This window comes from Psychrobacter sp. NC44, from assembly GCF_904846655.1.
GTDB lineage: Bacteria > Pseudomonadota > Gammaproteobacteria > Pseudomonadales > Moraxellaceae > Psychrobacter.
In genome coordinates this window covers 210920-230138 of record NZ_CAJHBN010000003.1, presented here as the reverse complement: position 1 = coordinate 230138, position 19219 = coordinate 210920, and the positions used below count along the sequence as shown (strand labels likewise).

Here is a 19219-nt window from a genome sequence, read left to right as displayed (position 1 = left end):
ACATTTTGACAATCGTCCATGCGACTTTTAGCGCCTTATCAAACCGGACTATGGCTGGCAGAGTATCTCGATATACGCTGCCAGTTGTGCCGTATTTATCGCAGCACGCCACAATCTCAGCTACTTCAAAATTACCTCTCATCAAGTTTTAGTAGCTTGCCAACGGCTGATCCTACACCGCACTCTCTAAACCCCTTGCCAAACAATCCTTCGTTTTTTGCTAATTTGCGCCAGCAATTTAACCACGGTTTTAACAGCGGACTACTTTGCTCACATTGTCATGACAGTATCGCGTGGTTGCCGAAACCTTTCAATGTTGACATTGCTACTGGTACGGTTTTATCTATCCAAACGGCGACTTATTATGAGTATCCGCTGCGTCAAGCGATCAGAGCTTTTAAGCACCATGAAGACATGACCAAATTGCCGTTATTGTTACATGCTATACGTCAGCTACCACGTCCTCATGGTTGTCATCATGATAATAGCGTGATTGTCGCTATGCCAACAACCGAGCAACGACTGGTCAAACGTGGCTTCGATCCTGTCAGTATTTTATCCGCGCAATTGTCTAAGCATTGGCAGATACCTTTATGGCATGGTGTAAAGCGTATTGACGACACTGTCAGTCAACAAGGGCTTACACGTGCTGAGCGCCTAAGTAATCTAGACAATGCTTTTGTTTTAATCGAAAAGCCTCCTGTGAAACGCTTATTATTGTTTGATGATGTTGCGACCACGGGTGCCAGTTTACAAGCATTGGGGCGTACACTGCTTACCCCGTCTGAAACAGTCACCATGTCAGATATTCAAACCAATTATAAATACCATCTTTCTGCCTATGCTTTAGCGCATGGAAATCAGTCTTAAAATCTGTTCCTCTCTATTGCTAACTACTAATATATTGCTAATATGTTGCCTTAACGCTATATTATTAAAATAATATATGTTTATTTGTTATTAATATTCCAAAATACTGTGCTTATCACTCAATAGCATTGCTTATAAAATGATATTTTCTAAATAGCTTGCATAACTGCTATGGCTATTGTTATTTCTATGCAAAACTTTTGTTAAATATTATGGAACAAAAATTGCATCATTTTTATTAAATAACAATAAAAAGACTGGCAAAAATGATACGAAAATATGAATTCATTGTTAGTTTTTTGGTTCAGTATTGGTATTAGACAAACAATAGTTATTATAAAATTGCCGTTATAAATAGGGATTTGATGTGAACGCATCTACAAATAATCTACCACTTACGCTACGAACAACCAACTCAGGATTTACCCTGATTGAACTGATGGTGACGATTGCTGTGCTTGCTATTATTGTCGGTATTGCCGCGCCCAGCATCAGTAATCAGTTGGCTAATCAAAGAGTGAAGTCAACGACTGCGACGCTCGTTAATGCACTAAAAGAAGCTAAGGTAGAGAGTGTGATTCGGCGACAGGAAGTTGAGTTTAGCTTCGATGATAGCACTCATTCTATGAACATAGAAACAAAAGCTGTTAGCCCCGATGAAGTGGCAAGCTATAGCTATAGCTCAAAAAGTACCATAAAAGCGAATAAATCTTCTATTACATTTAGTCCAAGTAAGCGTGCAGATGCAGTTATTTATAATATATGTGATGACAAATCATCTGCTACGATGCAGGTTATCGTTACTGAAATCGCTAATATAAGTACTATATTAGGAGGAAGTTGTTAATGACTCAGTTTAGTAGCCAGAATGGTATAGGTTTGATCGAGGTCATGGTGGCTTTGCTACTATTAGCAGTTGCTGTATTAGGATTTAGCGCTTTGCAGATCAATGCACTTAATGCTACAGATGAGAGCTTAGTACGTAGTCGTGCTATGAGTATGTCAAAACAGCTATCAGAAAATATGCGTTTGAATACTTTAGTCGCTGATGACTTTATGACAGAGTTAAATACTTTAAATCAAGGTACAGAGAATATTACTGAGTATTGTGCCAAAGTATCACAGGCAAGCAGCGGTTTTGATCAAGATAGCTGCAAGTCAGATGCGTGTAGCGCGGAAGAAATAGCAGCATTAAACACATGGCAGGCAGCTAATTTAGGTTGTGAGCAAGACATAATGCTAAACATGACCAACTGCCCAGAGATGGCTGATATAAATGCCAGACAATGCATTATTACCTCATGGGGTAACACGATACCTGTTTTAGATGACAGTGAAGACAATGCTTGTGGAGACAGTAATGGTTCGTACAAATTAGGTTCTCGCTGTTTAATAATGGAGGCTTATTAATGAGAATCTTAACGCTTCAAGATTATCGAAAATATCAAATAGGATTTACATTAATAGAGCTTATGGTATCGCTGTTTTTGGGCTTACTAATATCTGCAGCAGCAGTACAAGTTTATATGATCAATGCAAAAACAGCAGGTGTTCAAGCAAGCGCTTCAGAGTTAGTTGAGGATGCTACCTTCAATATACCTACTATCGAAAGAAAAATTCGTCTTGCAAACTTGGGGTTAGCAGATAAAGTTGCAGCTGACCAACCTGGTTCTGGTATTGTCTTAACGAGTGCTGATAACGCAATAGAGGACGAGGATGGGAATGAAACGTTAGATAACTTTCGTAACCCTAAAGATCTAGGCGGTGATCCAAAAGTACCTAAAAATATTACTTTAGGTGGCTCTCCTGTAGAGGTAGCTTTGTTGACTCGTACTGGTGATCAAACTGTGGGCACGAAGGAAAACGAGTGGACTGGGCTGAGTAATGTGAGCTCAAAAAGTGGTCAATTAACAATTCAGTACCGTGCGCCGCAAGACATGTATGACTGCGAAGGGAAACTGGCTTTAGGGTCAAGACAAGTTACTATTGGTGGAGTAAAGGAAGTCATTGACGGTCAAATTATCATAGAGCGTTTTTATTTAAAGGCACCTAACCCATCAAAACCTACAGAGCTCTCTTTATACTGTGATGCAGGCAAGTATATTACCGAAATAATGGATGATTATATTGAACAAAGCAAACCGGCAGAAAATCTTCCCCAGTCTATTAATTTCACCAGCAACAACGAAATAAAAGATTTCGGTGATGCCGGTCAAGAGGTTATGGCCAATGTAGATTACTTCGATATATTATTATCGACTAGAAAAGGTGATGAGCTACAGTATTATACGGTGCAAGACTACTTAGATTTAGACCTTAAAGATCAACCATCTATCATAGGAATAAAGTACGGTTTAATTTTGCGCTCTGATAATGCAGTGCTAAATGAAGAAGGTCCATCTGAGTTTACTGTATTAGGTAAAGTCTCTACCTTGAATAATGGATTGAGCAAAAAGTATCTGCGCACAGTAGTAGAGTCGTATGTGACATTAAGAAACATAAGTGTTATGGATGATTAAGCAGAACCTGATGTGTAAACCTGTCCCACTTAGGTAATAATATTATGAATAAGTATCCTAAATATCAGCTGCCAACTTCTCAGGATGGAGCTACATTAATCGTAGTTTTAATGTTTCTGCTATTGATTATTGTCGTAGGTGTCATTGCTGTACGAAATAGCATGACATCATTGCGCTTAGCAACTAGTGATCAGGTTGATACCTTACTATTAACCACTTCAGATACATCTAACAAGAATATCGAAAATATTATTAATGATCCAGCCTACAGCAGTGAAAAAGCTAATATCCTCGGGTCGCTCGGATTTTTTGGTTACTTTTTGAATACGGGTGCCACGTCAAACCGTGGTGATCAGGTACTGTTTTGTTATCGCCCACGCCAAAGCTATTTTTTTAAGATGTCTGAGGCAACTATTAATACTCCATCTGGGCAAAGTAAGTTGGTAGGGGGTGCGGGTTCAAGTGGTTTTTGTCGTCCTAGCCAAGCTGATGATTTTGTCAATGCTCGTCAAAATGTCATGACTCAGGTGTCAGTGACCAGACCAAATACTCAGTCGTTACCAGTGACGCCATTTGGAAATGTGCCGTTAGAGATAACTGTCAATTCAGAGGATGCAACTAGTAGCTCACCAAGTTTTCGAATACACTCCACCTCTTTCTTGCCAGCGATGTCAAACGTATCAGACGCAAAGATTACCGAGTGTCTTAAAAAACCTAGCGAAAATGCTGAATCATTTGTAGCTGGAACTGACGAAGATGACCCTACTCAAAATACATATTTTGGCGAGACGCGTAACGAGTGTTTGGCCAAGATTGGTGTACCAGCCAAGGTGCTAGTTAAAGAAGCCAAGCTAGAGAATGATGTCAATTCTGAAAACTGTATAGATGAGGGTTATGGTAAAGGTGACGGTACAATATCTCAAGCGTGTCAGGATTTATTAGGCTTAACGCCGAATGGCAATATCGCTCAATCAGCAAAGTAACGTGACCAATATCTATAATTCGCATATAGTAGGAGCTCAACATGAAACTCATTCAATCGACCTTTGCTTTACCATTACAGTTTCGTCCTGCTGCTATCACGTTGGCGGTGGGTGCACTCATGGCATCTTCAGTTATAACCCACGCTGGCACCTCGTACGATGTCAGTGGCAACGCAAGCTATAACAAGCTTGGCGACTTGACTATTTATCAACCCAGTACCGAATCAAACAAACCTACTCTTACCTTAATGCTAGATAAGTCAGGCAGTATGGGTGGTGATCATAGCTTCACACAAGATGAAGATTATAAATATAATACTATATATGAGGCTTATAGTAAGGTTTGTAATAAGTGGCGTTGCCGAAACAATGATGATTATACGTATACTTTTTATCAATATAATAACTATGGAGATATTCCATCCGGTCTTACTTACTATCGAAATTATGAAATGTATACAGCATCGGAATTAAAGGGTAAAGATAATCAAGTATGTGTTATGAGCAATAATAGAAATACATTCTACGCACCAACTTATAATCCTATTGTTGAAGATGTAAATGGTATACGCTTAGAGTACTGCGAAAAAGATGGTGAAAGAGTTTATGACCGTATGTCAAAGCTGAAGCTTGCGCTGATAGAGCTGCTTGAGTTTGAGAACCTCAATGAGGATATCGTTATGGGCGTAGGTGCTTTTGCCTATGGTGATAATGACAGGCAAGGCCGCATTAAGGTCGCAGCCAAACCTTTAGACACAGCCCAAAAACAAAAGATCAAAGACTTCTTAGGAGATCTACGAGCCTCAGGTGTTACACCGATGGCTACAGCCTTTACTGAAGCAGGTGCTTATATGTTAGGTAACAGTACATTAGGAGGGTATTCGTCTAACTCCTACAGTGGCATGATGGATACTTATGATAGCGATATTGTGCGCGGTAGTGGTACTAATAAGTCTTATATAGCCCCGCCAACGCAGGAATGCGGGGCAAAAGGCGTCTATCTGTTGACCGATGGCTCTCCTAATAACATGAATAATGAGACCGCATTAGGACGTATGATGGGTACCGCTCTAAACACCTCAGCATTGTCTTGCCCTAGCTTCAATGGGCTACTACAAGGTGAGTCATCGGATGGTAGATGGCAGTGCATGGGAGAGTTTGCAAAGCAGTTACGTACCAAGCGAAATGTGACTACAGCAATGGTTGGCTTTGGTGCAGATTTTAGTACAGTTAACAACCCTCGCAATTACCAATCTAAAGAAATCATTCTTAATAAATTTACAGATAGTAATGGTGCACCATATAAATATGAGAAAAAGTTTTATGACTGCTCGCAAATATCAGCTAGTGACAACCCTGACGCGCGCAATGCATGCAACCTAGGTATGGAATCGGGCATCTATGATGGTGTCGGTGGCTACGGACAAGGTGGTTTTTATTTTGCTAAAGATACCAAAGATATCGTCGGTAGTGTGCTATCGGTCATCGAAGACCTAAAGGCAGAGTTACCAAGTGTCCCAGCCGGTACCATCACAGTCCCCGCAGATCCGCTCAGTAGTTTGGGCGTGAAACCCTATGCTTATCTGCCGATGTTAGAGCCAAAGGTAGGTAGTAATGTGGCAATCTGGCCAGGCAATCTAAAGAAGTATCACGTTAAGCAAGCCACATTGTTTGGACAAGATGACAAAAGACTTTATATCGATGAGGATGGGGATGGTTTTCCTGATGACTTAAACCCAGATGCCCAAGATATTTGGAGCACAAAGAATGAAACTATGCTCAACGATGCTGGCGACAGCATTAACGTAAACAATAGAATCACAGCGGGTGGTTTTTATGCTCAGCTAAAGACTCCAAAGACTACAGATAATACCACACGTAATGTCTATGTCGAAAACACTGTGGGTGGTAAAACACAACTGCTTAAAGTAGGTGTCAAAGACGGCGTACTGCAAGGATTCGACACACTTGATAACTCATATAATACCTTGAGGAAATTATACCTATTAAGCTTCTTAGGTTATGATGCCAGCCCCACTCAGGCAGAAGCGAATCGTATCAATACTTCCGCTGTAGGCGTGCAAGCAGAGCTCAAAAAAATCATCATTAAGCCACCAGGTGACATAAAAGTGCTGGGTGGTGTCATCCACTCCAGACCGACAATCATCTCTTATGGTGCCAAGATTAATGCGAATGACAAAGATGCTGATGGTGATGGTAAAATAGATGCCGATGCAGGTATGGTGGCGACTGATGAGAGTAGCCGCGATGACTATGTGATGTTTGGCTCCATGGAAGGTGCTTTGCATATCGCTTCAGCAGATAGTGGACAAGAGAGTCTGGCATTTATCCCAAAGACTATTCTTAATAAGCAGATTGAAGCCTTGCAGCCAGAGGGTACTATCGCAGATGCGCCTGTCTTTGGCATTGATGCGCCGTGGGCAGTTCAAGGCAGTTATAAGTACGATTTTAGTTCGCCCACATCTGAGTCATCTGGCAAAATTGTTGCTGATAAAGTCTATGTCTATGGTGGTCTTCGCCAAGGTGGTAAAGGACTATATGGTCTAGATGTTAGCAACCTAAACAGTCCAAAAATGCTGTTTAGCCTCGATGCAACAGGTGATTATCAGGCATTAGGAAAGGTATGGAGTGAACCAGTCTCTGGTAAGATAAAAGTTGGTACGGGAAAAAATAGCATTAAAGATGTAATTATCTTCGGTGGCGGTTACGATGAGTGCTATGAAGACCCGACATTTAAGCTGAACAGTTCAAACAATGAGTTTGCAGAATGTAAAAGTAAACCAGTTGCAGATGGTAATGCAGTCTATATTGCAGACGCCAAAACAGGCGATATAATTTGGTCGATATCAGGCCGAACCTCAGGTGCCTCTGGCAAACATATTCAAGTGTCCGAGATGAAACATAGCGTAGTAGGTAAAATTACCACGCTAGATCGTGATGATGATGGCATGATTGATCATCTATATTTTGCTGATTTAGGTGGAAAGTTGTTTCGCGTAGATTTGCGTAATGGGCAGGCTATCAGTGGCAGTGCTGGTATCAATAACTTTACCCGCCGCATCGTAAAAGTACTTGATGCTAACTCAGGAACACTCGAAACAGAAGGGCTACAGCGCCGGTTTTATGGTCAGCCATCTGTGAGCTTTTATAAAGATCAAAGCGTTCTATTTGCGCTAGTCAACATTGCCTCTGGTGATAGAAGTAATCCAATATCGCGTTTACGCAATACGATCCCTAGCCAGGCTGATCGACTGTTCGGTATTATTGATCGAGATATCGCCAGTCCAGGACTGTATGGTAAGGATGCAATGATAACGCTAGCGACCAAAGACCTTAATTCAGACAATTTGATTGAATTGCCTTTTAATCAAAGCAATACCAGTGCAACTAAGGCAGGCGTGAAATCACCGATGCGGCCAAATGTCGCAACTTCACAAGGTTGGTTCTATCCATTGAATCAGTTTGACGGTAATAGTAAAGTTAAAAATGTTAAATCGATGGGTGATGGCATGGCCATTGGTGGTCTTTATTATATGACGGCATATAGCCCAGAAATGAAATATGATGATACCAGTGGCTGTGCTGCTCAGATCGTTGGTGGTTCAGAGCGTCAGATATACTGCTTGCCTTACGGTATCTGTGAGCAAGAGGGTGCTACAACAGACAAATCATCAAATGGTACAGGTGGGTTTGTACGTGCAGGTAAAGGTATTCAAGAGCTGGCTTTCGGTGCGTTCAATCCAGCGAACCCTACCACGCGCATCATGCTAGGTACTCAGTCATTTAGTGAGTTAGTTAACTCAGATAATCGTCTCGAGTTTGGTGGTGCTTGGTCATCAGATAAAGATTCAGGATTAGATACCAGCTGTCCTAGCGGTAGTTGTAAAGGATCGAGTCTTGATGCAAACAATGAAAACGCTAGTGGCTCTGGCGGTGGTAATGTCAGTATTATGGACTACCGTTTATTTACTACCAGATGGTATGAGCAGTTATCGGAGTCAGTGAATGACTAGACATGGCAACAGCTTTCAGCGGTTATTGAGCGGTGTGTTGGCAAGTCGCTACGGAGACCCAACTGCCCAAAAAGGCTTCACGCTCATTGAGGTGATGATCGTTGTGGTTATCTTAGCTATTTTGGCAGCTATCGCTGTCCCAAGCTATAGACAATATACGATCGTTAATGCTGAACGTGACACCCAAGCCAAGATGCTGCAGTTACAGTTAGAGCTAGAGCGTTGGCGTGCTACTGCTCTCACTTATAAAGGCTTTGTACCACAAACAGTTGATAGCAATGGTGATACTGATTACAGCTATGCAGACACGGATGATACCATCATCAATGTGCCTGCGGGTAGTGGCGATGATTACACCTATCGCATTACCCTAGTTGATGGTGATACATCAGGCACGCCTAAAAGCTTAGTCGCAGCGATAGGTGTGGACAATGTCACAGGACGCACATGGAAAATGCTTGCAGTACCTAATCCTACTGGTTATATCAAAACTGGCAGCAAAATCATGCTTACTAGCTCTGGTATGAGATGTATGACAACGACGACTATCGCGATTGGAGCAGTAGACTGTGGTAATAATGCTCAGGTGTGGTAATAATGAAAAATAATACGACAAAGATAAACCAGACACGAGGCTTTACGCTTATAGAGTTGCTGATAGTCGTTGCTATCATCGGTATCTTAGCGGCTATCGCTTACCCAAGCTATCAGGGATATATTGAAAGAAGTCATCGTGCCGATACGATGAGCGAGTTACAAAACATTGCTGCTACTATCAAAAGTCGCAAGCTGGCACAAGGGCAATATAGCAACGCGTTACTCACTGGTCTCGGTGGTAATTTCCCACAAAGTAATTCACTTTATACGATCAGCTTTGATCCAGATCCGCTGACTTATGAATGGACAATTATTGCGTCACCCATAGCAGGTACCCGAATGGCTGGTGATGGCGATCTAACTTTTGACTATCGTGGGCTGAAATGTCGCGACGCAACCTGTGGTATGGATAATGAATGGCGATAAAATGGATATTTAGGGCTGGTTGACAAAAAACGTCAGTTTGATTTACTATCTACTCTCAAAATAATATCAATTGACAATATTTAGTAGGCTAAGCGTAATATTTACTGTCGGTTAATACTGGATTGAACGGCTTAAAAGCTTAATAAAGTAATAAAAATCAAATAATCAGCCTAAATATATACTATAAGTAGTAATTTGGCACATTATATGCAGAATTTAAAATAAGAAAGAAATTTTATTTATAACTGACAGTAAGATTATTAATCTACTGTCAAATTATCCTAAAGGACAAGTCTATGAACACACAAAAAGGTTTTACTTTAATCGAACTAATGATCGTTGTTGCTATTATCGGTATCCTAGCTGCAATCGCTATTCCTGCTTATCAAGGCTATACTCAAAAAGCTAGAGATAACGCTTGTTTATCTGAGTTTAAAGGCTATTCAAACAACCTTTATAATTGGGCTGTAGATCCAAACCGAGTAGACGCACAAAAGCCAGACGTGGCTAAAGCAAATATGTCTAACTGTTCGGCTCCTGACGATGCGCTTACAGCAGCTATTAAGGGTATTAAAGACACTACTACTTTAGCGGCTATCAAAATTACTCCGAAAGAGGGTACAGGTGGTACAGTGAAATGTGACTTACCTAATGGTGCAACATGTGTGGTTGTCCCTAAAACTTAGTAATCAAATTTAGTTTAGATTATAAGCATGGAATTGTTATTGAAGTTGTACGTAATTTTGAACTAGTTTAAGAATTCTAAATATATAATACTTAAACTAAGAAATATGAATATTTTCTAAAAAACCAAACGCCTTGTTTGGTTTTTTTTATCTCCAAAACAAATTTAAAAATAGCAAATATGCTAGTGAAGTATGCATGTGGCATAGGGTGTGCAATATAGAATTACCTCTTGCTATAAGGTTATCCTTATGTCTTATACATCCTTTGGCTACACGGATCGCCTTGCCGAATACTACCTTAAGTTCTATCTCTATTTTTCTAAACTAAAAAACCACCTAACAGCATCTCGCTACTAGGTGGTTTTTTATGATTTTAGTATAAACATACTGAGCCGTTTTAAAGAAGTTACTACTTCTCTAAATACTGAATCTTGCCTTCCACGCCATCCCACTTTTCAGCTTCTGGCAACTGACCTTTCATTTCTGTGATGTTTGGCCATTTTTGTGCCAGCTCTTCATTGAGCTGAGTGAACATCTCTTGTCCTTTTGGTACTTCATCTTCTGAGAAGATCGCATTGGCAGGACATTCAGGCTCGCATAGCGCGCAGTCGATGCACTCATCAGGGTCGATGACGAGGAAGTTCGGGCCTTCATAAAAGCAGTCCACAGGACAGACTTCCACACAGTCGGTGTATTTGCAAAGAATGCAGTTATCTGTAACGACAAAGGTCATAGTGAGGTCTACCTGTTATTGGATTGGCTGATATAGTTCATCCCTTTTAAAAGAGTTACTGTGCTCACCGTGCTTGACGTATTATTGGTACATCTGCACTTGGTTGCCATGATTTTCTTTTAAAGTGAATCAACGATAAGGGCTACATAGAATAGTTGGAAAATAAGGCACATTTTAACGCCTTTACGACTAATTGACAATTCCCTTTAATGACTAATGATTTTCTTCAAATGATAGAGTAAATCATGCGCTTGCTTTGGCGTTAAGGTATCAGGATCAATCGCACTTAGCTCATCCTGTAAGCTAAACAGCTGATTTTGTTGTGGAATATCAGCCATTATTTGAGATTGATTGGTGGTTTTTATATCAGCTCTCTCTATTTCATGACCATTCATATGATCGCATTTATCATTTACTGACTTAGCTAATTCATTTTTGTCATCAACGGTTCTTACGCTTTCTGCCTCAATAGGGTCTAATTTTAAGTTATCTGCTAAGTAGCGCTTGGCATCATCCAGTACTTGGGTAGGAATCCCTGCCATTTTTGCCACATGCAGACCAAAGCTAGAACTTGCTGCACCATCTTTGATTTGATGCAGTAGTAACAGTTGACCGTCGATTTCGCTAGCAGCGACATGGACGTTGCGGATAAGTTTGTCATTGCTGCCACTGCTTTCTTTATAGTTTTCCGCCAATTTTGTCAGCTCAAAGTAGTGAGTGGCAAATAATGTCAGGCAGCCAATCTCTAGCAATCGATTAACGCAAGCATGAGCAATGGCCAAACCGTCAGTGGTCGCTGTGCCGCGTCCGACTTCATCCATCAGCACCAACGATTTGTTGGTCGCTTGATTGAGAATATTAGCCGTTTCAATCATTTCTACCATAAAGGTGGATTTGCCGCCCGCCAAATCATCAGCTGAGCCAATACGGGTAAAGATACGGTCGATATCGCCGATATGAGCACGCGCTGCTGGCACAAAGCTACCGCAATGAGCGAGTAGAACAATCAGCGCGGTTTGGCGCATATAGGTTGATTTACCACCCATATTAGGACCAGTAATCATCAACAGTCTTTCATGATTTTTATGACTGCCTAATGCACAATCATTAGCGACAAAATGGCTGCTATGCTTGGCAGGAGTATTGCTTTGAGTATGAATAGGGTTTAGTGCGGCTTCGACGACGACATGACGACCTGCTTTGATATCGATACTGGTTTGATTGTTATTATTCAAGCCATTTTTTAAGTGACTGTTTTTTAAGCCGCTATCTTCTTTTGAGTCGTTACTCATGACTGGACGCTGCCAGTTATAAATAATTGCAAGCTGTGCCCAATTACTGAGCACATCTATTTGCGCAACCGCAGCGCTCAGTTGTTGCAGTTCGGCTAAATGGTTGCTGAGTTCAGTTAAGAGTTCGTGATACAGCTGCTTTTCACGGGTCAATGCTAAGCTTTGCGCGCTGAGATATTCTGTCTCAACTTCTTTTAGCTTATCAGTGATAAAGCGCTCGCTGCTTTTTAGCGTTTGCCGACGGATAAAATGTGCTGGTGCATTCTTTGCCTGCATTTTAGGCAATTCAAAATAAAAGCCGCTCACTTTATTAAAACCTACTTTTAGACTGGGTAATTGGCTCTCTAAACGCGCGCGCTCTACCATCTCATCCAAGGTTACTTGGATATTGTCATGGAGATGAGTCAGGCGATCAAACTCTTCATCATAGCCAGCGGCTAGCATGCCACCATCGCGAATATGAGCAGGCGGCTCGGCAATAATAGCGCGCTCAATCAGCTCAGCGACGGACTGTACGGCAGGTAACTGCGCAGGCAATTGCTGCATTAGCATCGGCAACAGTCCTGCCTGCTCATGGCGAATATCTGCATTCGTCAGTAGCGTCGTAAGCTGGGCGCTACTAGCAATACCCTCAGCAAGTTTACGCAGGTCACGCGGTTTAGCACTCATTAGTCCAATACGGCTACTAATACGTTCCATATCACCAATAGCGTTTAAGGTTTCGCGTAAGCTAGTAACTAATGAGATATTTCCCGAGCTTTGCTCAGGCTGTTTATCAGTATTTAACAAACTGGTTATCGCATCTAAGCGCATATTAATGCGCGAATGCTGACGCAGTGGGCGTTTCATTTGCTGCACCAGTAAGCGTCGACCCATCGGTGTTTGACAATGATTGAGGACAGATATTAATGAGGTTCCATTGCTGCTAACGGGTGTAAATAGCTCAAGATTTTGCTGACTATTGGCATCGATAATTAAATAATCGTCACTGTACTCAACGATCAGCTGATTAAGTTGTGGCACATGACGCTGCTGAGTTTGCCGTGCATAATGTATGAGCGCCGCACAGCTAGATTGGGCAAGAAGTGCGTCATTGATTCCTAGTCCATCAAGGCGTTGCACGTCAAACTGTTGGCAAAGGGTTGCGCTGGCATGCTCACGATGGAAGTCATTTGCCGCCACTTGGATAATAGGACAGTCGAGATGTTGACGTAGCCACAGCATCCAATCTTCGCCGATACGGTCGTTAAGTGCTTCGCTAACGATACATTCACTAGGCGCAAAGCGTGCCAGCACCGTCAGCATTTGCGTTTGCAAATTTTTAACATCATCATGGTTGTTATTATAGCTGGCACTAAGCGTTTGCGTCGTTAGTGTTCCAGCAGCTAAATCCATTTGGCTAATGGCAGCTTGCATAGGTTGTTTGCTGTTCGATTTAGGTATCTCGATATCAATGGCGACCACAGTTGGCGTATGATTGGGCGCAATTAAAGCATCATCAGTAATTGTCCCTGCGGTCAGCGTTTTAACCACTTCACGGCGCATAATACTGCCAGCAGCAGATTTGCTTTTATCTTTTTTCTGCTTATCGCCCATCGTCGGAGCATTGGAAGGGTTATTCGTGTTGTCAGTGCCAGTGGCTGATTCGTCAATTTGCTCACACACAACGACGGTTTGCCCAGCAGCTATCAACCTTGCCATGTAGCTATCGGCCGCATGAAAAGGCACACCTGCCATGGCAATGGTATTGCCCGCTTTATCCGTACCACGGCGAGTCAAGGTGATGTCTAATATTTGTGCCGCGCGCTTGGCATCATCAAAAAATAACTCATAAAAATCACCCATGCGGTACAGCAGTAACGCTTGTGGATAGTTGGCTTTCATGGTTAGATATTGCACCATCATCGGCGTATGATCTGCCAAGTGATAAACGGCATCGCCTACCATCAACTGATCGGCGGTCAAAGGTGTCGCGGTCTGTTGTTTTGATATTGCGTACTTTGACGGAGTAGGTTTGGCGGCGTTAAGGTTTTGAGCGGATGGCTTAGCGGTCATGCAGAGTCTCTTATAATGCTTAAATGGGTTTTTAGTCGGCTGGCGTTAGATGTACGACGGTATATACATATCAGCGTAAAAAAATAGATGAGAAAAACACTCGCTTATGAGTGGTTAATTTGCAAGATTCTGGTTGATTTTTACCAAAATAGCTTTATTAAAGGGTCATCATAGCGCGCAAATTTAGCAGTCGAAAGACTAAGAAGTGTGAAAGTGTAAATACTATTCTAGCACGTCCTGCCGCGCTTTTACGTCGGCAAATATCTACTCGCTGCCCTTGTATCCATCGGCGTCATAACCATATATAATGACGTCACACTTAATTGGGCGATACTTCATTAGGCGACACTTCATTAGGCAGTACCTTATTAATCAGTGCTTTGTTAACAAAAGGTACTTAGTCAGGTGATGACTGTAATGACAAGGCGGCAGCGGGCGAAGCTTTGGCTAATGCGCACTAATTATCGAATATTTCCATAGGTCAAAAAATTATGTTATCAAAGATTATAGGCAGTGTGGTTGGCACTAAAAATGACCGCGAATTAAAGCGCATGCGCAAAGTGGTCAGCAAAATCAACGCACAAGAGGCTGCGGTACAAGCCCTGTCTGATGAGCAATTACAACAAAAAACCGAAGAGTTTAAAGCACGCCACCAACAAGGTGAAAGCTTAGATGCATTACTACCAGAAGCATTTGCCGTCTGCCGTGAAGCGTCATTACGCGTCAATGGCATGCGTCATTATGATGTGCAGCTGATCGGTGGTATCACCTTGCACGAAGGCAAAATCGCTGAGATGAAAACCGGCGAAGGTAAAACCCTAATGGGTACTTTGGCGATGTACCTCAATGCTATCAGTGGTAAAGGTGTCCATCTGGTTACGGTCAACGATTATTTGGCGGCACGTGATGCTGAATTGAACCGTCCATTATTTGGCTTTTTGGGCATGACCGTCGGAGTCATTTATTCACAGCAACCACCGCAAGAAAAAATCGACGCTTATCAAGCGGATATCACTTACGGTACCAATAACGAATACGGCTTTGATTATCTGCGCGATAACATGGTCTTTAGTTTAAAAGAGAAAAAGCAGCGTCCATTAAACTTCTGTATTATCGATGAAATTGACTCTATTTTAATCGATGAGGCTCGTACGCCGCTGATTATCTCAGGTCAAGCCGAAGACTCTTCACGTATGTATGCGCTGATTAATACCATTATCCCGGTGCTGATTCGCTCAAAAGACGAAGAGGCCAATAAGAATAACGAAGAAGAAGATTTCTGGATTGATGAAAAAAATCGTCAAATCGAAATCAGTGAAAAAGGCTATGAAAAAATTGAGCGCTTCTTAATCGAAGTCGGTGAGTTGGGTGAAAATGAAAGTTTATACAGCCCAAGCCGTTTGCCATTATTGGCGCACGTACAAGCTGCCATTCGCGCCCATCATGTATTCGTTAAAAACGTACACTATATCGTCGATGATGGTGAAGTGGTTATCGTTGATGAAAACACCGGTCGTACCATGCCGGGTCGCCGTTGGTCAGAAGGTCTGCATCAAGCGGTAGAAGCCAAAGAAAACGTCGAAATTCAAGCAGAAAACCAAACGCTTGCGACCACGACGTTCCAGAACTACTTCCGTTTGTATGAAAAATTATCAGGCATGACAGGTACCGCTGATACCGAAGCAGCAGAATTTAAATCAACTTATGACTTAGATGTCATCGTGATTCCAACGCACGAGCCGATTGCTCGTATCGATATGGATGACCAGATTTTCTTAACCAAGTTAGGAAAATACAAAGGTATCATTCGCGAAATCAAAGAGATTCAAGCCAAAGGTGCCCCAGTATTGGTTGGTACGGCGACGATTGAAGCCAGTGAAGAGTTGTCTTACTTGCTCGATCAAGAAGGCGTCAAGCATAACGTCCTCAACGCCAAACAACACGAACGTGAAGCCGAAATCATCGCGCAGGCAGGTAGTCCAAAGGCTGTGACGATCGCGACCAACATGGCTGGTCGTGGTACTGATATTATCCTTGGTGGTAACTGGCAATCGTTTATTGAAGATATCGATTCGGTCAGTCCTGAAGAAATGGCACGCCTAAAAGCAGAATGGCAAGTGAAACATGACCAAGTGGTTGCGGCTGGCGGTTTGCATATCATTGGTTCTGAGCGCCATGAATCACGTCGTATCGATAACCAGTTACGTGGTCGTGCTGGTCGTCAGGGCGATCCTGGGATGTCGCGTTTCTTTTTATCGCTCGAAGATGACTTGATGCGTATCTTTGCTGGCGACCGCGTCGTAAATATGATGCGTGCCATGGGTCTTAAAGAAGATGAAGCCATTGAGCATAAGATGGTCTCAAAATCGATTGAAAATGCCCAAGGTAAAGTAGAAAGCCGCGATTTTGATGCGCGTAAAAATCTGTTGAAATATGATGACGTCGCCAATGAGCAGCGTAAAGTGATCTATGGTCAGCGTGATGACTTGCTAGCAGAGATGGATTTACTTGAAGCCATTGAGATTATGCACGAAGAAGTTTATAACGCCATGATTAACCAGTTTATTCCACCAGGTTCTATCGATGATCAATGGAATGTTGATGGCTTAGAAGACGAGCTTGAAAATGAATTTAAGATTGCGATGCCGATCAATGATTGGCTCGATGAAGATCGCCGCTTAGATGAAGAAGGCTTACGTGCCAAAATCATCCAAACAGCTATCGATCGCTATCATAGCCGCCGTGAGCAGATGGGCGAAAAAGATGCTGCTCAGCTTGAGCGTCACTTTATGCTACAAAGTTTAGACAAGCATTGGAAAGAGCATTTGACCCAAATGGATCAGCTACGTAAAGGGATTCATCTGCGTGGTTATGCACAGAAAAACCCTGAGCAAGAATATAAGCGTGAATCATTTGAGCTGTTCCAAATGATGCTTGGCGCAATTAAATCTGAGACCGTTCAAGATTTATCACGTGTCCATATTCCGACCAAAGAAGAGCTAGAAGCGCTGGAAATACAGCAGCGTGAGAATGCTGCTCATATGCAAATGCAGTTCGAGCATAGTGATATTGATAATATGGATAGCGGTGCTGAAAAATCCGCCGCGCAAAATCGCAATCTTGCTGGTAGTGCAGTCGCAGGTGCTATTGTGGGTAGTGGTAATAATGCCAATGAGGCAGACCCATATGCTGGTATGAATATCAGTCGTAACGCCCCATGCCCTTGTGGTTCAGGTCTTAAGTACAAGCAATGTCATGGTAAAATATAGCATTCATAAGCGAATATTGATAATAAATACTTAAGCATTGCTGCTTATATATCTTTAATATTCCTTAGTCTCAAAAGCCCTTATCTAAAGTAGATAAGGGCTTTTCTGTATTTGCTCGTATTCTTTGTCTCTAAATCATCTTGAATCGACTATATTATTTGTAGATAGTAAAGTTGACTCTTCACAAACGTGTTGGCTATATTTCGTATTGATTACTTACAAATTCAACATAGGCGTGAATTTATGGACACGTTATAGTGTTTAACATATTCATTGGGGAAAGTGTTATGACTATAGAATTATTAAAAAAATTGCGTACTTCTGTGGCGCTGACTGGCTTACTTGCTGGCGTTCTGACGCTTAGTGCTTGTCAACAACAGTCAGAGACAGAAGCGGGTATAGATGATGGTGCTCATAGCGAAGAAACGGTACCGATGTCCGCTGAACCTGCTGAGCCTAATGAGGTGGTTGTCGATACAGCGGATGCATCGCTCAGTGAAGTACAGGATGATACCGTAGCTTCGGTAAATAGTGGCGTCAGTCAAATAGCTTATCTTTGCTCACCTGAGCTGAAAGTTAATGCAACTTATAAAGAAGATGCCAAACAAGTAGTCATCGCGACTGATACGGGTACGGTGACATTAAATAAAACCAATGATGCCAGTAATCCAGAAGTGTTTGAAGTAGCAACTGCTATTGATGGCAGTCAGGGCTTTACCCAGTGGCGTGTAGCACACGAAGCGCGTGAGACGGGTGTGATGCGTACAGCAGGTACAGATGCGGCGAATGTCAGCACTTATGAATGTAAAAAAACCTCATAATAAGTAAGCAATCAAGAAAAAAACAACGATAACGTTGCTTTTTTTATGTCTGGTTTTAATGAGTCAGCAAAATTATTTATGAGGATTGGCGCTAGACTCATGTGCCAAGAACCCTTCTTCCTTCACATCTAATTCTTCATGCTTAAGCACTACTTGGATACTATCTGTATGGGTATGAGTGGTTTTATTGATATCGATTTCTTGGATAGCATAAGTGTCTTTAGTAATAGTAGCCACTTGACGTGATAGGACAATTTCAATCGGTTCATCACCAATTTCGATCTGTTTGCCATTCACGGTAACGACCGCATTGCTATCTAACGATGGCTCGACATGGCGCAATATATCCTTTTCATCATAATTGCCTGACAATAAGTCCTGACTTTTCGCATCGTGGTATTCGGTGCGAATAGTAATATATTCTTCTACCAACTCAATAGGCACGTCAATAGTTTTGGTACGAGCATGCTTGGTCACCGTTACTTTACCGACATCTAAACGCTCTTTGTTGATGACAGGACGCTCTTCTAATAGTTCTAAGTGTCCAACATTATGATTGCTCTTATCTATGTTATTACTACTTATGTCATTAGCTACTGTGCCATTATGAGTATCAATTGGGGCAGTTATAGCGTTTGGTGTTACTTGCTTGTTATGTAAAGCCTCTTGTAGAAAGCTATCGTTCTGGATGCTGTCGTCGTGATTGCTAGTCATCATAATGTCCTTATCTTTATCAAATAATCGTTATACAATATTTTAGAGCCATTTTTGCAAATTTTGCAAAGTTAGCCTTATCAGATGTCATTAAGTATTTTTAATTCCTAAGTATTTTTGAGTATAATGAGCAAAAAAAGACCAGAGGGATGCTCTGGTCTTAATCCACTAAGTAAAAATACTTAGCTGCTTATTACGGTCATGTATTGTTCGGCGTTCT

At 41.9% G+C, this 19219-nt stretch carries 14 protein-coding genes; 11 read left to right on the top strand and 3 right to left on the bottom strand.

Annotation, left to right across the window (positions count from 1 at the left end; translation table 11 throughout):
• Positions 1 to 18 precede the first annotated feature (18 nt).
• From JMX95_RS03570 to JMX95_RS13785, 9 genes are all read left to right on the top strand, one after another.
• Positions 19 to 870 carry a ComF family protein gene (locus tag JMX95_RS03570; protein WP_201560015.1) on the top strand — a complete coding sequence of 284 codons (852 nt, stop codon included), beginning with the start codon at positions 19 to 21 and terminating at the stop codon, positions 868 to 870.
• A 367-nt stretch (positions 871 to 1237) separates the two neighbouring features.
• Complete coding sequence (locus tag JMX95_RS03565; RefSeq protein WP_201560014.1) at positions 1238 to 1717, top strand: prepilin-type N-terminal cleavage/methylation domain-containing protein; 480 nt, start codon at positions 1238 to 1240, stop codon at positions 1715 to 1717.
• On the top strand, positions 1717 to 2280 hold the full coding sequence (gene pilV, locus JMX95_RS03560; protein ID WP_201560013.1) for a type IV pilus modification protein PilV: 564 nt from the start codon (positions 1717 to 1719) through the stop codon (positions 2278 to 2280). Before JMX95_RS03565 ends, pilV begins: the two co-directional genes overlap by 1 nt.
• Entirely contained in the window at positions 2280 to 3389 is a 1110-nt protein-coding gene (locus JMX95_RS03555) for a PilW family protein (protein ID WP_201560043.1), read from the top strand. Before pilV ends, JMX95_RS03555 begins: the two co-directional genes overlap by 1 nt.
• A 161-nt stretch (positions 3390 to 3550) precedes the next feature.
• Positions 3551 to 4372, top strand: a complete 822-nt coding sequence (locus JMX95_RS03550) for a hypothetical protein (RefSeq protein WP_201560012.1) — start codon at positions 3551 to 3553, stop codon at positions 4370 to 4372.
• Positions 4373 to 4413: 41 nt separating this feature from the next.
• Positions 4414 to 8406 carry a PilC/PilY family type IV pilus protein gene (locus JMX95_RS03545; RefSeq protein WP_201560011.1) on the top strand — a complete coding sequence of 1331 codons (3993 nt, stop codon included), beginning with the start codon at positions 4414 to 4416 and terminating at the stop codon, positions 8404 to 8406.
• The gene (locus JMX95_RS13790; RefSeq protein ID WP_201560010.1) at positions 8399 to 9001 is read left to right on the top strand and encodes a type IV pilin protein; all 603 of its coding nucleotides are present in this window, start codon (positions 8399 to 8401) and stop codon (positions 8999 to 9001) included. Before JMX95_RS03545 ends, JMX95_RS13790 begins: the two co-directional genes overlap by 8 nt.
• Before the next feature lie 2 nt (positions 9002 to 9003).
• Positions 9004 to 9429, top strand: a complete 426-nt coding sequence (locus tag JMX95_RS03535; RefSeq protein ID WP_320157776.1) for a type IV pilin protein — start codon at positions 9004 to 9006, stop codon at positions 9427 to 9429.
• Between the two features lie 296 nt (positions 9430 to 9725).
• On the top strand, positions 9726 to 10115 hold the full coding sequence (locus JMX95_RS13785) for a prepilin-type N-terminal cleavage/methylation domain-containing protein (protein WP_201560009.1): 390 nt from the start codon (positions 9726 to 9728) through the stop codon (positions 10113 to 10115).
• A gap of 409 nt (positions 10116 to 10524) precedes the next feature.
• Here the strand turns inward: JMX95_RS13785 and fdxA are convergent, their stop codons facing one another.
• Entirely contained in the window at positions 10525 to 10848 is a 324-nt protein-coding gene (gene fdxA, locus JMX95_RS03525; protein ID WP_055123496.1) for a ferredoxin FdxA, read from the bottom strand.
• Positions 10849 to 11054: 206 nt separating this feature from the next.
• Entirely contained in the window at positions 11055 to 14195 is a 3141-nt protein-coding gene (gene mutS, locus JMX95_RS03520) for a DNA mismatch repair protein MutS (RefSeq protein WP_201560008.1), read from the bottom strand.
• 491 nt (positions 14196 to 14686) lie between these two features.
• Here mutS and secA point away from each other — a divergent pair, with 491 nt between their 5' ends.
• A complete protein-coding gene (gene secA / locus JMX95_RS03515) occupies positions 14687 to 17464 on the top strand; it encodes a preprotein translocase subunit SecA (RefSeq protein WP_201552650.1) in 2778 nt (925 codons plus the stop codon).
• 287 nt (positions 17465 to 17751) lie between these two features.
• Positions 17752 to 18285, top strand: coding sequence for a hypothetical protein (locus JMX95_RS03510; protein ID WP_198329586.1), 534 nt, complete (start codon positions 17752 to 17754; stop codon positions 18283 to 18285).
• Between the two features lie 72 nt (positions 18286 to 18357).
• Here JMX95_RS03510 and JMX95_RS03505 read toward each other — a convergent pair whose 3' ends face one another.
• The gene (locus JMX95_RS03505) at positions 18358 to 18999 is read right to left on the bottom strand and encodes a YsnF/AvaK domain-containing protein (protein WP_227675950.1); all 642 of its coding nucleotides are present in this window, start codon (positions 18997 to 18999) and stop codon (positions 18358 to 18360) included.
• Positions 19000 to 19219 lie beyond the last annotated feature (220 nt).

What these genes read in the sequence shown, in the direction of transcription:
- pilV (WP_201560013.1), top strand. Translation starts at nt 1,717, where the DNA reads ATGACTCAGTTTAGTAGCCAGAATGGTATAGGTTTGATCGAGGTCATG.
- JMX95_RS13785 (WP_201560009.1), top strand. Translation starts at nt 9,726, where the DNA reads ATGAACACACAAAAAGGTTTTACTTTAATCGAACTAATGATCGTTGTT.
- JMX95_RS13790 (WP_201560010.1), top strand. Translation starts at nt 8,399, where the DNA reads ATGACTAGACATGGCAACAGCTTTCAGCGGTTATTGAGCGGTGTGTTG.
- JMX95_RS03510 (WP_198329586.1), top strand. Translation starts at nt 17,752, where the DNA reads ATGACTATAGAATTATTAAAAAAATTGCGTACTTCTGTGGCGCTGACT.
- JMX95_RS03535 (WP_320157776.1), top strand. Translation starts at nt 9,004, where the DNA reads ATGAAAAATAATACGACAAAGATAAACCAGACACGAGGCTTTACGCTT.
- mutS (WP_201560008.1), bottom strand. Translation starts at nt 14,195, where the DNA reads ATGACCGCTAAGCCATCCGCTCAAAACCTTAACGCCGCCAAACCTACT.
- secA (WP_201552650.1), top strand. Translation starts at nt 14,687, where the DNA reads ATGTTATCAAAGATTATAGGCAGTGTGGTTGGCACTAAAAATGACCGC.
- JMX95_RS03505 (WP_227675950.1), bottom strand. Translation starts at nt 18,999, where the DNA reads ATGACTAGCAATCACGACGACAGCATCCAGAACGATAGCTTTCTACAA.
- JMX95_RS03545 (WP_201560011.1), top strand. Translation starts at nt 4,414, where the DNA reads ATGAAACTCATTCAATCGACCTTTGCTTTACCATTACAGTTTCGTCCT.
- JMX95_RS03555 (WP_201560043.1), top strand. Translation starts at nt 2,280, where the DNA reads ATGAGAATCTTAACGCTTCAAGATTATCGAAAATATCAAATAGGATTT.
- JMX95_RS03550 (WP_201560012.1), top strand. Translation starts at nt 3,551, where the DNA reads ATGACATCATTGCGCTTAGCAACTAGTGATCAGGTTGATACCTTACTA.
- JMX95_RS03570 (WP_201560015.1), top strand. Translation starts at nt 19, where the DNA reads ATGCGACTTTTAGCGCCTTATCAAACCGGACTATGGCTGGCAGAGTAT.
- fdxA (WP_055123496.1), bottom strand. Translation starts at nt 10,848, where the DNA reads ATGACCTTTGTCGTTACAGATAACTGCATTCTTTGCAAATACACCGAC.